Annotated in this window: 14 protein-coding genes and 1 pseudogene; 10 read left to right on the top strand and 5 right to left on the bottom strand. The window is 72.5% G+C overall.

Annotation, left to right across the window (positions count from 1 at the left end; genetic code table 11):
• Window positions 1–145 precede the first annotated feature (145 nt).
• Window positions 146–772: a TetR/AcrR family transcriptional regulator gene (locus OHA72_RS20585; protein WP_327009421.1), complete on the top strand. Its 627-nt coding sequence runs from the start codon at window positions 146–148 to the stop codon at window positions 770–772.
• Here OHA72_RS20585 and OHA72_RS20580 read toward each other — a convergent pair.
• Window positions 759–2296: pseudogene (locus tag OHA72_RS20580) on the bottom strand (M28 family peptidase). The gene OHA72_RS20585 and the pseudogene OHA72_RS20580 overlap by 14 nt on opposite strands.
• Window positions 2297–2380: 84 nt before the next feature.
• On the opposite strand from OHA72_RS20580, the gene OHA72_RS20575 reads away from it, so the two are divergent.
• The 5 genes from OHA72_RS20575 to OHA72_RS20555 are packed head-to-tail and all read left to right on the top strand — an operon-like array spanning window position 2381 to window position 7806.
• Window positions 2381–4162 (top strand): bifunctional metallophosphatase/5'-nucleotidase, encoded by a 1782-nt coding sequence (locus OHA72_RS20575; RefSeq protein ID WP_327009420.1) that lies wholly within the window; start codon window positions 2381–2383, stop codon window positions 4160–4162.
• A gap of 17 nt (window positions 4163–4179) precedes the next feature.
• The gene (locus OHA72_RS20570; protein WP_327009419.1) at window positions 4180–5166 is read left to right on the top strand and encodes an aldo/keto reductase; all 987 of its coding nucleotides are present in this window, start codon (window positions 4180–4182) and stop codon (window positions 5164–5166) included.
• A complete protein-coding gene (locus OHA72_RS20565) occupies window positions 5160–6278 on the top strand; it encodes a carboxylate-amine ligase (protein WP_327009418.1) in 1119 nt (372 codons plus the stop codon). Before OHA72_RS20570 ends, OHA72_RS20565 begins: the two co-directional genes overlap by 7 nt.
• Window positions 6275–6871: an HAD family hydrolase gene (locus OHA72_RS20560; RefSeq protein ID WP_327009417.1), complete on the top strand. Its 597-nt coding sequence runs from the start codon at window positions 6275–6277 to the stop codon at window positions 6869–6871. The genes OHA72_RS20565 and OHA72_RS20560 overlap by 4 nt, the downstream gene beginning before the upstream one ends.
• Complete coding sequence (locus OHA72_RS20555; protein ID WP_327009416.1) at window positions 6868–7806, top strand: TAXI family TRAP transporter solute-binding subunit; 939 nt, start codon at window positions 6868–6870, stop codon at window positions 7804–7806. The genes OHA72_RS20560 and OHA72_RS20555 overlap by 4 nt, the downstream gene beginning before the upstream one ends.
• Before the next feature lie 19 nt (window positions 7807–7825).
• Here OHA72_RS20555 and OHA72_RS20550 read toward each other — a convergent pair whose 3' ends face one another.
• From OHA72_RS20550 to OHA72_RS20540, 3 genes are read right to left on the bottom strand one after another with little or no spacing between them, the layout of a single operon-like run.
• A complete protein-coding gene (locus OHA72_RS20550; RefSeq protein ID WP_327009415.1) occupies window positions 7826–9211 on the bottom strand; it encodes a sensor histidine kinase in 1386 nt (461 codons plus the stop codon).
• 3 nt (window positions 9212–9214) lie between these two features.
• The gene (locus OHA72_RS20545; protein ID WP_327009414.1) at window positions 9215–9886 is read right to left on the bottom strand and encodes a response regulator transcription factor; all 672 of its coding nucleotides are present in this window, start codon (window positions 9884–9886) and stop codon (window positions 9215–9217) included.
• A gap of 48 nt (window positions 9887–9934) precedes the next feature.
• A complete protein-coding gene (locus tag OHA72_RS20540) occupies window positions 9935–11392 on the bottom strand; it encodes an AMP-binding protein (protein WP_327009413.1) in 1458 nt (485 codons plus the stop codon).
• Between the two features lie 83 nt (window positions 11393–11475).
• Between OHA72_RS20540 and OHA72_RS20535 the strand changes: the two genes are divergently transcribed.
• Both OHA72_RS20535 and OHA72_RS20530 read left to right on the top strand, forming a co-directional pair.
• Complete coding sequence (locus tag OHA72_RS20535; protein ID WP_327009412.1) at window positions 11476–11925, top strand: PaaI family thioesterase; 450 nt, start codon at window positions 11476–11478, stop codon at window positions 11923–11925.
• A 77-nt stretch (window positions 11926–12002) separates the two neighbouring features.
• Window positions 12003–12626, top strand: a complete 624-nt coding sequence (locus OHA72_RS20530; RefSeq protein WP_327009411.1) for a hypothetical protein — start codon at window positions 12003–12005, stop codon at window positions 12624–12626.
• Here OHA72_RS20530 and OHA72_RS20525 read toward each other — a convergent pair.
• Window positions 12623–13255 carry a TetR/AcrR family transcriptional regulator gene (locus OHA72_RS20525; RefSeq protein WP_327009410.1) on the bottom strand — a complete coding sequence of 211 codons (633 nt, stop codon included), beginning with the start codon at window positions 13253–13255 and terminating at the stop codon, window positions 12623–12625. The two genes, OHA72_RS20530 and OHA72_RS20525, sit on opposite strands and share 4 nt — an antisense overlap.
• A 57-nt stretch (window positions 13256–13312) precedes the next feature.
• Between OHA72_RS20525 and OHA72_RS20520 the strand changes: the two genes are divergently transcribed.
• A complete protein-coding gene (locus OHA72_RS20520) occupies window positions 13313–14089 on the top strand; it encodes an acyl-CoA dehydrogenase family protein (RefSeq protein ID WP_327009409.1) in 777 nt (258 codons plus the stop codon).
• Window positions 14086–14457, top strand: coding sequence for an acyl-CoA dehydrogenase family protein (locus OHA72_RS20515; protein WP_327009408.1), 372 nt, complete (start codon window positions 14086–14088; stop codon window positions 14455–14457). Before OHA72_RS20520 ends, OHA72_RS20515 begins: the two co-directional genes overlap by 4 nt.
• The last annotated feature ends 28 nt before the right edge of the window (window positions 14458–14485 follow it).

Genomic DNA, 14485 nt, shown 5'->3' with positions numbered 1-14485 from the left:
GGCCCGGCGCGCGCAGCTCCGCGGCGCGGGTGAACCGTTCGTGCCCCCTCCCTGGTGCACCAGGCGATCCAGCAGCACGCGGCCCCGCAGTCGAGGGATTGTGGCACCAGGACCAGAAAGCGAACATTCGCTTTACAATGGAGTCATGCCCCGCGTCTCCGAAGCCCACCTCGCCGCCCGCCGCGAACAGATCATCGACGCGGCCACCCGCTGCTTCCTGCGCAACGGCTTCCATCAGACGTCGATGCAGGACGTCATCAAGGAGGCGGGGCTGTCGGTCGGGGCGTTCTACCGCTACTTCGACAGCAAGGGTGCGCTGATCAAGGCCATCGCCGGGGAGAAGATCAGCATCGTGCAGGCGACCGCGGACCACCTGCTCGCGCAGGACCCGGCGCCGCCGCTGCTCGTGGTGATCGACGACCTGCTGCGCCAGATCGACGCCAACCTCACCGACGACGGCACGGTCCGCATCGCCGTGCAGGTGTGGGGCGAGGCGGTGCACGATCCCGAGTTCGCCGCGCTGGTCTCGGAGATCTACTCGCGGATCCGGCGCAACGCGGTCGCCCTCGCGCGGCGCGCTCAGGAGGACGGCCAACTGGCCGCCGACATCGACCCGGTCGCGATCGGCTCTGCGATCTTCGGGCTCATCCAGGGGTACATCCTGCAGCGGGTCCTCATCGGCCAGATCGACCGCGAGACGTACGTCAGCGGCATCAGCGCCCTGCTGGGGGCCGGCCGCGACGACCGGCCCCCACAGGTCACGACTGGGTGATCTTCACGTCGTCGACGCCTGCCTCCACCAGGCTGGCCGTGCCGGAGTCGTTGGCCTCCACCAGGATCCGGATCGACTGGCCCGCATAGGCGGCCAGGCTGACGCTCGCTGCCGCCCAGGCACCGGCCCGGTTGGACGCCGCACCCGCCTGCGTGAAGACCGTCGTGGTGGTGCTGCCCACGATCCGCACCCGCAGGTAGTCGGCGCTGGTGGCGTTGTTGAGGTGCGCCAGGTACCAGGAGAACGTCAGCGTCAGCGTGCCGGTCGACGGCAGCGTGATCGCGGGCGAGCGGATGCTGGTGACCCGCCGTCCACGTCGTAGGTGCCCGCGCTGCTGCCCGCGGCCGCGCCGGTGACCAGGTCGAAGGAGCCGCTGACGGTCGTGCCGAGCTGCAGCGTCACGCCGGACGTGGTCGCCGCCGGGTCGGCCCGCTCGAACCCGCCCGCCGTGGCGGTGTCGGTGCCGGACGGGTTGGCCGTCCAGCCGGTCGCCGTCTCGAAGGTGTCGCTGTACACGGTGCTGCCGGGCGGGGTCGTGGGCGCGGTGACGATGGTCCACACCGCGTAGGCGATCGCGTCGCTGTTGCGGTCCAGGGCCGTGTCGTTGATGTTGGCGGTGGTGTCGCACGCGCGGTGGTAGCACGCGTCGAACGCGGCGCCGGACGTGCCGCCCCACTTGGTCGCCTGGGCGGCGGTCTTGCGGCCCTCCGCGCCGGTGAAGATGCCCCCGGCGGGGATGCCGGCGGCGATGAACGGGCCGTAGTCGGAGCGGCCGTCGAAGTCGGTACCCTCGGTCGGCACGCTGATCGAGGTGAAGTAGTCCTTCAGCGTCTGCTCCAGGGCGGCCGAGCCGGCGGGGCCGGGACCGGAGCCGACGCCGTCGGAGTTGTCGCCGTCGTACAGGAAGTAGCCGGGGTTCGGCGAGCCGACCATGTCGAAGTTCAGGTACGCCTTGATCTTCGCCTTCTCGGCCGCCGGCAGGCTGTTGACGTAGGCGGTCGAGCCGCGCAGCCCGAGCTCCTCCGCGCCCCACCAGCCGAAGCGCAGGTGCTTCGTGGTGCTCAGCGACTGCCGGGACACCTCGAGCGCGACCTCCAGGTTGGCCGCGGAGCCGGAGCCGTTGTCGTTGATGCCGGGTCCCGCGGTGACGCTGTCGAGGTGCGCGCCGACCATGAGCACGTCGCCGGGGTCGCCGCCGGGCCAGTCGGCGATGAGGTTGTACCCGGTGGCGCCGTTGTACGTGAACGACTGCACGGCCGTGGTGTATCCGGCGGCGTCGAGCTGGCCCTTCACGTAGTTGACCGAGGCCAGGTAGCCGGGGCGGCCGTGGGCGCGGTTGCCGCCGTTGGCGGTCGCGATGCTCTGCAGCTGCGACAGGTGCGCCTTGACGCTGGTCACGGAGATGTTGGGCGCGGCGGCGAGCAGGATCTTCGCCGGTGCGGCGGACGCCGGTGCCGTCCCGGCGGAGGCCAGCGTCAGCGCAACCACCAGGGCCGCGGCACAGAGCTTCTTCACATCCACCATCGTCAGCGTGGACATCGACTGGCGTCAAGGTATCGGGTGGGCCCGCGCGCGCGTCGCGGGCCGCAGCTGCATAGGGTGCCTGCCATGAACAACCCTTCAGGCACCTCACGGCGGACCGTCCTGGCCGTCGCGGCGGCCGCGGCGGCGGCACCCTTCGTCGCCGGCGGTGAGGCCGGCGCGGCACCCGCAGCGAAACCCAGGACCTGGGACCTCACGCTGCTCGGCACGTCGGACACCCACGGCAACGTCTACAACTGGGACTACTACAAGGACGCCGAGTACGACGACAGCGCCCACAACGACATCGGCCTGGCGAAGGTCGCCACGCTGGTCAACCAGATCCGGGCCGAGCGGCGCGGGAAGGCGACCCTCGTCCTCGACGCCGGCGACACGATCCAGGGCACGCCCCTGGCCACGTACTACGCGAAGCAGGAGCCGATCACCACGACCGGCGAGAAGCACCCGATGGCGCGGGCGATGAACATCATCGACTACGACGCGGTCACCCTCGGCAACCACGAGTTCAACTACGGGCTGCCGCTGCTCGCCCTGTGGATCCGGCAGCTGGGCTTCCCCGCCCTGGCGGCCAACGCGGTCAACGTGCAGACCGGGCGGCCGGCGTTCGTGCCGTACGTGATCAAGAAGGTCGACCTGGGGCACGGCGCGCCGAACCTGCGCGTCGGCATCCTCGGCCTCACCAACCCCGGCGTCGCCATCTGGGACCGCGCCAACGTCGAGGGCCGGCTGCGCTTCGACGACCTGGTCGCCACCGCGGCGAGGTACGTGCCGGAGATGCGCCGCCGCGGCGCCGACATCGTGCTCATCTCCGCGCACGGCGGCGACAGCGGCAAGTCCAGCTACGGCCCCGAGCTGCCGAACGAGAACCCGTCGGCGCTCATCGCCGAGCAGGTCCCGGGCATCGACGCGATCCTGTTCGGCCACGCGCACAGCGACATCCCGCAGCGCTTCGTGACCAACACCGCGACCGGTGCGCAGGTGCTGCTGTCCGAGCCGTCGCGGTGGGGTCAGCGACTGACCCGCATGGACTTCCAGCTCAGCCGCGACCGCAACCGCTGGACGATCACGTCGAAGGCGGCGACGTCGCTGAACACCAACACGGTCGAGGCCGACCCGAAGGTCATCGCCGCCGTGCGCGCGCAGCACACCAAGACCGTCGCCTACGTCAACCAGGTCGTGGCCACGTCGACCGAGACGCTGTCGGCGGCCGAGTCCCGCTACAAGGACACGCCGATCCTGGACTACATCAACAAGGTCCAGACCGACACGGTCACCGCCGCGCTCGGCACGGCCCTGCCGGTGCTGTCGATCGCGGCGCCGTTCTCGCGGACCGCGGTGTTCCCCGCCGGCGACGTCAAGATCAAGGACGTCGCGGGGCTGTACATCTACGACAACACCCTCGAGGCCGTCGTCCTGACCGGCGCCGAGGTCCGCGCCTACCTGGAGTACTCGGCGAAGTACTTCGTGACGCTGCCGGTCGGCGCGCCCGTCGACCCGGCGACGATCAACGACCCGGCCGTGCCGGACTACAACTACGACACGATCTCCGGCGTCGACTACGACATCGACATCAGCAGGCCCGTCGGGCAGCGCATCACCAGGCTCGTGCACCCGGGCACCACCACCCCGGTCGGCGACGCCGAGCAGTTCGTGGTCGCGGTCAACAACTACCGGCGCTCCGGCGGCGGCAACTTCCCCGGCATCGTCAAGACGCAGGTGTACAACGCCCAGCAGGAGATCCGGCAGCTGCTGATCGACTGGGCACAGGCAAAGGGCTCCATCAACCCCGCCGACTTCTACGCCCCGAACTGGCGGCTGGTGCGGGAGAACGTGCCGGTCTTCGCGTAACGCCATACTCTGGGCGGATGCAGGAACGGATCTTAGGACGGACCGGTGCCCCGGTCGGCGTGGTAGGGCTCGGCGCATGGCAGCTCGGCGCCGACTGGGGCGAGGTCGACGAGGACCAGGCCCTCGCGACCCTGACCGCCGCGCACGAGGCGGGCGTGACGTTCATCGACACCGCCGACGTGTACGGCGACGGCCGCAGCGAACGCCTCGTCGGCCGGTTCGTCGCCGGCCTTCCCGAAGGACACGGCGTCACGGTCGCCACCAAGATGGGCCGCCGCGTCCCGCAGGAGGCCGACCGGTACAACCTGGACAACTTCCGCGCGTGGAACGACCGCTCGCGGGAGAATCTCGGCGTGGACACCATCGACCTCGTCCAGCTGCACTGCCCCCCGTCGGAGGTGTACTCGGCCGACGAGGTGTTCGACGGCCTCGACCTGATGGTGCAGGAAGGCCGGATGAAGGCGTACGGGGTGAGCGTCGAGACGGCCGCGGAGGCGCTGACCGCCATCGCCCGGCCCGGCGTCGCCACCGTGCAGATCATCTTCAACATGCTGCGGCTCAAGCCCCTCGACGACGTGCTGCCCGCGGCGGAGAAGATGGGCGTCGGGATCATCGCCCGGGTACCCCTGGCCAGCGGCCTGCTGTCGGGGCGCTACGACGAGCACACCACGTTCGGCGCCGACGACCACCGCACGTACAACCGGCACGGTGAGGCGTTCGACCAGGGCGAGACGTTCTCCGGCGTCGACTACGGCACCGGCCTGGCCGCGGTCCGCCGGCTCGCGCCGCTCAAGCCCGAGGGGCTGACCATGGCCCAGTTCGCGCTGCGCTGGATCGTCGACCACCCGGCCGTGTCCGTGGTCATCCCCGGCGCCCGCAACGGCGACCAGGCCCGCGCCAATGCCGCCGTCGGCGCCGCCGAGCCGCTGCCCGCCACCGCGCACGACGCGGTCCGTGAGATCTACGACGAGCTGATCCGCACGTCGGTGCACAGTCGATGGTGAGCCCCGCGAGGGCGGACGCGGGCGGCACGGTCAAGGCCGGCGACACCATCGGCGTCGAGGAGGAGTTCCACGTCGTCGACGCGGAGACCGGTGACCTGGAGCCCGCCGCCCGGCGGGTCCTGCGCGGCGCGGACGCGGAGCCGGAGCTGCACCGCTCGATGGTCGAGACGGCCACCGGCGTGCACACCGGCCTGACCGGGCTGCGCGCCGACCTCATCGAGAAGCGCCGGTCCCTCGTCGGTGCCGCCGGGCGGCTCGGCCTCGCCGTCGTCGCGGCCGGCTCGGTCCCCGGCTCCGGCAGCGGCCCCAGCCGGGTGTACCCCGACGAGCGGTACGAACGCATGGCGCAGGAGTACCGGCAGCTCGTCGACGAGCAGCAGGTCGCCGCCTGCCAGGTGCAGGTCGGCGTGCCCGACAGGGACCTGGCGGTGCGCATCACCCGGCGCATCCGGGAGTGGCTGCCGGCGCTGCTCGCCCTCAGCGTCAGCTCGCCGTTCTTCGCCGGTCAGGACACCGGGTACGCCTCCTACCGCACGGTCGTCACGTCCCGCTGGCCGACCGTCGGGCCGCCGCCGGACCTGGACTCCGACGCGCAGTACCAGCGGGTCGTCGCGACGCTCGTGGAGAGCGGCGTGATCAGCGACGCCGGCATGGTCTACTTCGACGCGCGGCCGTCGGCGCGGTACCCGACCGTCGAGGTCCGGGTCGCCGACTCGTGCCCGCGGGTCGACGACGCGGTGCTGCTCGCCGCGCTGTCCCGGGGCCTCGTCACCGTCGCCGCCGAGGAGGACGCCGCGGGCCGGCCCCTGCCGGAGGCGCCGCAGGTGCTGCTGCGCGCCGCCACGTGGCGGGCCGCCCGGTCCGGGCTCAGCGGCCACCTGGTCGACCCGGCGACCCGCTCCGCGGTGACGGCCGGCGCCCGGGTCGACGCGCTGATGCGGCACATCCGCCCCGCCCTGGAGGCCCGCGGCGAGTGGGAGATCGCCGTCGACCTGCTCGAGGACCTGCGCGCCCGCGGCACGTCGGCGACCCGGCAGCGGGCGGTCAGGGACGCCCGCGAGGTCGTACAGTCGTTGGCGGCGGAAACTGCTGAGGGGACGGGATCCTCGTGACACTGCGCGGGCTGCTGGTCGACTACGGCGGGGTCCTGACCACCGACGTGTTCGCCTCGTTCGACGCGTTCTGCGCGCGGGAGGGCCTGCCGCCCGGCACGGTCCGGGACCTGTTCCGCGACGACCCGGCGGCCCGTTCGCTGCTCGGTGGCCTGGAGGACGGGACGCTGCCCGACGCCGAGTTCGAGGCGGGGTTCGCGGCGCTGCTCGGCGTGCCCCCCGAGGGCCTGATCGAGCGGCTGCTCGGCAGCACCACCGCCGACGTGGCGATGCTCGACTTCGTCCGGGCCGCCCGCGGCCGCGGGATCCGCACGGGACTGATCTCCAACTCATGGGGTTCGCAGCGGTACGACCGGATCCTGCTGGACGAGTTGTTCGACGGCATCGTGATCTCCGGCGACGTCGGCGTGCGCAAGCCGGACCCGGCGATCTACGTGCTGGGTGCCGCCGCGATCGGCCTCCAGCCGCACGAATGCGTCTACGTCGACGACCTGCCGGGCAACCTGAAACCGGCGCGCGCCCTGGGGATGACGACGGTGCGGCACCGCACCCCGGACGAGACGCTGCAGTTCCTCGAGGCCTGCCTGCAATGAGACGGCGGACGCTGGTGGCCGGCGGACTCGGCTGGTGGGCGGGTTCGGCCCTGCTCGCGGCGTGCGAGTCCGGCGGCGACGAGGCGACCGGGACGCTGCGCATCGCGACCGGCAGCAAGGGCGCCGTCTACTACACGTACGGCTCCGCGATCGCCGAGCTGGCGAAGCGGTACCTGCCGCACGTGACCGCCAGCGTCCTGCCCACGAACGCGTCGAAGGAGAACGTCGACTCCGTGCTCAACGGCGTCGCCGACGTCGGGTTCACCCAGGCCGACATCGCCGGCGACGGCAACAAGGCCGCGCCGGGCCAGCTCGCCGCCCTCGCCCGCATCTACGACGACTACGTGCACCTCGTCGTCGCCCGCGACGGCCCGATCAAGACCGTGCAGGACCTGCGGGGCCGGCGGGTGTCCGTCGGCCAGAAGGGCTCCGGCACCGCCGTCACCGCCGATCACATCCTGGAGGTCGCCGGGCTCAAGGACGCCGTCATCCCGCAGCCGTTCAGCCTCAACGAGTCGGTCGAGGCGCTGCGCAAGGACGAGATCGACGCGTTCTTCTTCTCCGGCGGGCTGGCCGTGTCGCTGATCCAGGAACTGGCCGAGACGTTCGCCATCCAGCTCATCGCCCTCGACACGCTGGTGCTGAAGCTGCGCGCGAGCTTCGGCGACTACTACGCCGAGCGGATCGTGCCGGCCTCGGCGTACGCCGGCATCAACCCCACCGTCGCGATCGGCATCGCCAACTACCTCGTCGTGCGGGTGTCGATGCCGGAGCCCCTGGCGTACGGCGTGACGCGGCTGCTGTTCGAGGGCCGCGACGAGCTCGCGAAGGCCCACCAGGCGGCGGCCCGGCTCAACATCCGCTCCGCGATCAGCACTCCGCCGCTGCCCCTGCACCCCGGCGCGGTGCGCTACTACCGCGCGCAGAAGGCCTAGGCCCGGGTTCGCCGTCCGCTCAGGGCGCCGGGAACCACAGCCGGGCGTGCAGCCCGCTCGGGTCGTTCGGCAGCAGGTCCAGGCGGCCGGACGACGCCTCCACCAGGACCGCGACGATCGGCAGGCCGAGGCCGCTGCCGTCGACGTTCTGCGTGCCGGGCGCCCGCCAGAACCGCTCGGTGGCCAGCTCCCGCTGCTGCTCGGTGAGCCCCGGCCCGGTGTCGACCACGTGCACGGCGACCCCGCCGGCCCCGTCGTCGTCGGCGGCGACGGGCCGGACCGTGACGGTGCTGCCGCAGGTGGAGAACTTCACGGCATTGTCGATGAGCGCGTCGAGGGCCTGGTCGAGCGCGGTCGTCACGGCGCGCGCCCGCAGCGGGCGCGGCGGGCGGACGTAGCGCAGCGTGATGTCCTTCTTCGCGGCGACCGGCTGCCACGCGACGACCCGCGTCCAGGCGACCTCGCCGGCGTCGATGTCGGCGAGCTCATACCGCCCCCGCTCGGCGCGGGCGAGGGCGAGGAGGCTGTCCAGGACGTCACCGAAGCGTTCGGCCTCCTCCAGGGCGAGGCGGTGCCCCTCGACGGCCTGCGGGTCGGTGAGGTCGACGCCGAGGTCCTCGACCCGCAGGCGCAGCGCGGTCAGCGGGTTGCGCAGCTGGTGGCTGGCGTGGGAGACGAACGCGCGCTGCCGCTCCAGGGAGTCCGCGACGGTCGCGGCCATCTCGTTGAACGCGGCGCCCAGCCGGCGCAGCTCCGGCGGGCCGTCGGCGGCGGGGACCCGGGCGGCGTAGTCACCGGCCGCCAGCTCGTGGGCGGCGGCGTCGAGCTCGGCGACGGGCCGCAGCGTCCAGCGCGCGAGGGACCAGGCCGCGACGATCCCGGCGAACAGCACGACGAGGCCGCCGCCGGCCAGGATGCTCCAGGCGGCGCGGACCCCGGCGACGCGCCGGCCCGTCGGCGAGATGGTGACGACGGCGCCGACGACCTCCCCGCCGCGCCCGACGGGGATCGCGACCACGAACGGCTCGAGGCGCCACGGCCACACGGTGCCGTCGTCGCTGGCCTCGCGGCCTTCCAGGGCGCGGCGGGCCTGCCGCTGCACGGCCCGGTCGGTGAGGTCGACCTCCTGGCGGGAGGCGACCACGCGGAAGGCGTCCTGGTTGACGACGACGGCGGTGACGCCGTACACCTCGTCGTAGCGGGTGAGCTCCGCCTCCAGCTCGGTGGTCTCCCGGGCCCGCAGGGCCGGTTCGGCGAGCGCGGCGAAGCGGGTCGCGTCGGCGAGGCGGTCGGCGACGAGCTGCTGGGTGTCGCGGCCCGCGATGGCGAGCGCGAGCGGCACCTCCAGCGCGGCGAGCACCAGCAACAGCAGCAGCAGGTATGTGGTGACGAGGCGGATCCGCACGGCTCAGAGCCCCGGCACGAGGCGGTATCCGACGCCGCGGACGGTCTGCACCAGGCCCGGCACGTCGAGCTTCGCCCGCAGCGAGCCGACGTGCACATCGAGGGTGTGCCGGCCGACGAAACTGGTCTGCCACACGGCGAGGATCAGCCGGTCGTAGGAGACCACGACGCCCGGGGTGCGCACGAGCACGGCGAGGATCTCGAACTCCTTGCGGGTGAGCGCGACGTCACGCCCGGCGACGGCGACCTGGCGGGCACCGACGTCGACGCGGACCGGGCCGGCCGCCAGGACCTCCACGGCGGTCTGCGGCGCCCGCGACGCGCGGCGCAGGACCGCCTCGATGCGGGCGTTGAGCTCGGCCATCGAGTAGGGCTTCACGACGTAGTCGTCGGCGCCGGTCTGCAGGCCGATGACCCGGTCGCGCTCCTCGCCACGGGCGGTGACGGCGATGATCGCGACCGTCTCGTCCTTGCGGCGCAGGGTGCGGCACACCTCGATGCCGTCGCCGTCGGGCAGGTTGAGGTCGAGCAGCACCAGGTCGAACGGCTCACCGGCGAACGTGTCGAGGGCGGCCTGCGCCGTCGGGCAGTGCGCGACGTCGTGCCCGCGGCGGCGCAGGGCGGTGGCCAGCGCGGCCGCCACCCGAGCGTCGTCTTCGACCAGCATCACTCGCATCGTGCGCTCATGGTAATGGAGTGCATCCTCACAGCAGGGCCCGCAGCCTCACAGCAGGGCCCGCAGCGCCTTACGGTTGAGCTTGCCGACCGAGGTCAGCGGGATCTGCTCCAGGATGCGGATCTCCCGTGGCCGTCGCGTCGGGGCGAGGTGCGCGCGGGCGTAGGCGTCGAGCTCCTCGGCGGTGGCCGTGCCGTGCGCACCGTCGGTGCCGGACAGCGACACGAAGGCGATCACCTCCTCGCCGAGGCGGTCGTCGGGCCGGCCGACCACTGCGGCCATCGCGACCGCCGGGTGGCCGGTGAGCACGTCCTCGACGTCGCGCGGGTACACGTTGAACCCGCCGCGGATGATGAGGTCCTTCTTGCGGTCGATGACGCTGAGGTACCCGTCCTCGTCGATCGCGCCGATGTCGCCGGTGGCGAACCACCCGTCGGTGATCCCCTCGCCGGGCGCCGGTCCCCAGTAGCCGCGCATGACGTTGGGGCCGCGCACGAGGATCTCGCCGTCGTCGGCGAGGCGGACCTCGATGCCTTCCAGGGGCTTGCCGACGGTACCCCGGCGGGGCGCGTCCAGGGGGCTGCCGCTGACGATCCCGCCGGTCTCCGTGCAGCCGTAGCCTTCCAGGACCCGCGCGGACGGCACCAGCCGCTCGAACGCCGCCGCCGCGGCGGGCGGCAGCGGGGCGGCGCCGGAGAAGACGTACCGCAGGGCGCTCAGGTCCACCTCCGCCAGGGGCTGGCCGAGCAGCATGACGATCATCGACGGGACCACGGCCGCGGTCTGCGCGCGCTGCTCGGCGGCGAGCCTCAGCCAGCCGGCCGGGTCGAACCAGCGTTGCAGCACGGCGACGGGTGGCTCCGCGGCCTGCATCGCGCCGACGGTGACCATCAGGCCGTAGGAGTGTGACAGCGGCAGGGCGGTGATGCCGGTGTTGAGGCCGGGGGTGTGGGCCGCCTCCCGGGAGACCCGCCCCGCGTACGCGAGGTTGGCGTGGCTCAGCGCGACGCCCTTGCTGCGTCCGGTGGTGCCGCCGGTGTACAGCAGCGCCGCGAGCTCGCCCGGGTCGCGGTCCACGATCGGGGCCGGGTCCGCGGCGAGGAGCGCCTCGAACGACGGGGTGCCGACGACGACCGTCGGCACGCCGAGCCCCCGGCACAGCTCGCCGAACTTCGGCATCAACTCCGGCGAGGTGACCACGGCGACGGCACCGGAGTCGCGCAGGGCGTGACCGAGCTCGTCGGCGGTGACCAGGAAGACGACCGGGGTGACGACGGCACCGGCCCGCCACACCGCCTGGTACACCTGCGAGACCTCGGGGCAGTTGGCCATGACGACGGCCACCCGGTCGCCGGGGCGCACCCCGAGCTCGCGGAGCCCTCCGGCGATGCGGGTCGCGCGGTCGTGTGCCTCCCCCGAGGTGTGCCAGGACCCTTCGAAGCACAGCGCGGGGTAGTCGCCGTGCCGGTCGAGTGACGCCTCCGCGAGACGGGCGAGGTTGGACATCGACGAACCTCCAGTCCAGGTTTCTACACTGCCTATGCCGATACCTGTCTAGTGTCAATGCCGAGTCTCAGGGAGCCACAACGATGACCGATCGTCCGATCACCGCCGGTGAACGTTTCGCCGACGTCGGCGACTGGAACAACAGCCGCGGTGAGGGCCCGAACCTGTGGCGCACGCTGGGCTTCCGGCGCACCGGGTGGGAGCCCGGCGGCTCGACGGTCGAGTGGGACGCGACCGTCGAGTACGGCTTCACCACCCCCGGCGGCCCGGTGATCCAGGGCGGGCTGGTCACCGCGATCCTCGACTCCGCGATGGGCGGCGCCTGCTTCACCACGCTCGGCCGGGACGAGCTGTTCCTGACCGCGGACCTGCGGGTCGAGTTCTTCCGGCCGACCCGGCCGGGGACGCTGCGGGCCGTCGGCACGGTGCTGCGCCGCACCAGGAAGGTCGTGTTCTGCGCCGCCGAGCTGTACGACACCGGCGGCACCACCCTCGCCGCCAGCCGCTGCACCCAGGTCTTGATGTCCGCCTGATTTCGCAGCGTCAAGTTTCCCTCAAGGAACGACTCCCGCGATTCCGCCGGCGTGGTCGGACCGGCCACGGTGAACAGGTGAACATCGTGTCAACCGGCGAGCGCTCCTCAACCGGCGAGCGTTATCGGGCCTCGACCGTCGCCGCGTTCGAGGCGGCCGTGCTGGTGCGGTGCACAGGGGTGTGTGGCGGAGGAGGACGGGCCCGGGCGCTGGGGGGCACCCGGGTCCGTGCCGCCTTCGCACACGCACCAGCGGGGGTGCTCGCCGAGTTCAACCGGTCCGTCGCCGCGGACCGGCTGGTCGAGCTGCTAGGGGCAGCCGGCCACTCGGCGAGCGTGCACCGCTACACCGCGGGCACGCGGCACCGCTACGAGATCTTCCGCGTCCTCACCGCGCCCACGACGGCCGCGTCCCTGGACCGTGCCTGGCAGCAGGGCTACGCCGACCTGTGCGGCGCGCCCGAGCTGCCGCGCTCGACCCGCCAGATCCGCCACGCCCGCCAGCTCGCCGAGTCGGCGTGGCGCGGCGTGCTGCTGGTGTCGGGTCCGTCCCGGTCCGGCTCCCCCGGCCTGCGGGTTGCGGACCTGGAGACCGCCACGGTCCTCATCCGCGCCGGCCGGATGCTGAGCATGCCGGTCCGCATGAGCACCCGCCCCGGCGGCCAGATCCTCCTGGTGATGCCCCAGGCGGCGGCCGCCTAGCTCGCGGGCAGCTGCAGGAACCTGCGCTCCAGGCCGTCCACCAGGGCCTCCAGGCCCAGCTCGAACGCGCTGTCGTCGACGTGGGCGTGCTGGCCGGCGAGGCGGTGCGCGTCGCGCAGGTGCGGGTAGTCGCGCGCGTACAGGTCGGGGTCGTCGACGAACCCCAGCGCGAACGAGCCCAGCGCCGACCCCGCGACGAAGAACCGCATCGTCGCGCCGATGCGGGTGGCGTACCCGGGCGGCCAGCCGGCGTTGACCAGCGCGCCGTAGACCGCGTCGGCGAGGCGCAGCGACGCGGGACGGCGGGCCGGGCCCCGGGCCAGGAACGGCACCACGTTCGGATGGGCGCGAAACGCCGCCCGGTACGCCCGCGCCCACGCCTTGAGCGCCTCCGGCCACGGGTCGCGCCCCAGCATGGACAGGTCGACGCCGGCCACGATGCTGTCGCCGATCGCGTCGACGATCTGCTCCTTCGTGGCGAAGTGGTTGTACAGCGAGGGCGCCTGAACGCCCAGCTCACGGGCCAGCCGCCGGGTGGACAGTGCGTCGAGGCCGTCGGCGTCGACGATCGCGGTGGCCACCTCGACGATGCGGTCTCGGCTGAGCAGTGGCGTTCTGGGGCGGACCATGGCTACGATCTTAGAAACTAACGGCGTTAGTTAACGGACCGGGTTTGAAGGATGGCCATGGACTTCACGCTCAACGACGAACAGCGCGCGATCCGCCAGGTGACCGCCGAGTTCGTCGACCGCGAGATCACCCCGCACGCCGCCGCCTGGGACCGTGCCGAGCAGGTCGACCTGTCGATCATCAAGAAGCTCGCCGACCTGGGCATCCTCGGCATCACGATCCCCGAGGAGCACGGCGGCAGCGGCGGCGACCACACCACGTACTGCCTGGTGCTGGAGGAGCTCGGCAAGGGCGACTCGTCGGTGCGCGGCATCGTGTCGGTGTCCCTCGGACTCGTCGCGAAGAGCATCAACGGCTACGGCACCGCCGGGCAGAAGGCCGCCTGGCTGCCGCGGCTGTGCGCCGGCGACGCCCTCGGCTGCTTCGCCCTGACCGAGCCCGACACCGGCTCCGACGCGGGCGCCCTGGCGACCCGCGCCACGAAGCTGAGCGACGCCGAGGGCGGCGGCTGGCGCCTCGACGGGTCGAAGATGTTCATCACCAACGGCACCTGGGCGCAGGTCGCCCTGGTCTTCGCCCGCACCGGCGGCCCCGGCCCGAAGGGCGTCTCGGCGTTCCTGGTGCCGACGGCGACACCGGGCCTGCGCATCGAGGAGATCCACGGCAAGCTCGGGCTGCGCGGCCAGGCGACCGCGGCGCTGACCTTCGAGGGCGTGACCGTCGGCGACGACGCGCTGCTCGGCGGCATCGGCGAGGGATTCAGGATCGCGATGTCGGCGCTGGCGAAGGGCCGCATGTCCCTGGCCGCCGGCTGCGTCTGGAGGCGGCCGTGACCTACGCGAAGCAGCGTGAGCAGTTCGGCCGGCCGATCGCCTCGTTCCAGCTGGTGCAGCAGCTCATCGCCGACATCTCCGTCGAGGCCGACGCCGCGCGGCTGCTGACCTGGCGGGTCGCCGACCTGATCGACCGGGGGCTGCCCTTCGCCACCGAGTCCTCCACCGCCAAGCTCTACGCCTCCGAGGCCGCGGTCCGCTCGGCCAACGCGGCGCTGCAGGTCTTCGGCGGTTACGGCTACATCGATGAGTACCCGGTGGGCAAATACCTGCGCGACGCCCGGGTCACTACCGTGTACGAGGGGACGAGCCAGATCCAGAAGCTCATCATCGGTCGCGCCCTCACCGGCGTGAACGCGTTCGTCTGAGCCGCGCCGCACAAAGGGGATCTCAACG

The organism is Dactylosporangium sp. NBC_01737 (assembly GCF_035963215.1).
Taxonomy (GTDB): Bacteria; Actinomycetota; Actinomycetes; order Mycobacteriales; family Micromonosporaceae; genus Dactylosporangium.
This window is presented reverse-complemented; position numbering and strand designations above follow the sequence as displayed.

What these genes read in the sequence shown, in the direction of transcription:
- OHA72_RS20585 (WP_327009421.1), top strand. Translation starts at nt 146, where the DNA reads ATGCCCCGCGTCTCCGAAGCCCACCTCGCCGCCCGCCGCGAACAGATC.
- OHA72_RS20575 (WP_327009420.1), top strand. Translation starts at nt 2,381, where the DNA reads ATGAACAACCCTTCAGGCACCTCACGGCGGACCGTCCTGGCCGTCGCG.
- OHA72_RS20570 (WP_327009419.1), top strand. Translation starts at nt 4,180, where the DNA reads ATGCAGGAACGGATCTTAGGACGGACCGGTGCCCCGGTCGGCGTGGTA.
- OHA72_RS20565 (WP_327009418.1), top strand. Translation starts at nt 5,160, where the DNA reads ATGGTGAGCCCCGCGAGGGCGGACGCGGGCGGCACGGTCAAGGCCGGC.
- OHA72_RS20555 (WP_327009416.1), top strand. Translation starts at nt 6,868, where the DNA reads ATGAGACGGCGGACGCTGGTGGCCGGCGGACTCGGCTGGTGGGCGGGT.
- OHA72_RS20545 (WP_327009414.1), bottom strand. Translation starts at nt 9,886, where the DNA reads ATGCGAGTGATGCTGGTCGAAGACGACGCTCGGGTGGCGGCCGCGCTG.
- OHA72_RS20540 (WP_327009413.1), bottom strand. Translation starts at nt 11,392, where the DNA reads ATGTCCAACCTCGCCCGTCTCGCGGAGGCGTCACTCGACCGGCACGGC.
- OHA72_RS20535 (WP_327009412.1), top strand. Translation starts at nt 11,476, where the DNA reads ATGACCGATCGTCCGATCACCGCCGGTGAACGTTTCGCCGACGTCGGC.
- OHA72_RS20525 (WP_327009410.1), bottom strand. Translation starts at nt 13,255, where the DNA reads ATGGTCCGCCCCAGAACGCCACTGCTCAGCCGAGACCGCATCGTCGAG.
- OHA72_RS20520 (WP_327009409.1), top strand. Translation starts at nt 13,313, where the DNA reads ATGGACTTCACGCTCAACGACGAACAGCGCGCGATCCGCCAGGTGACC.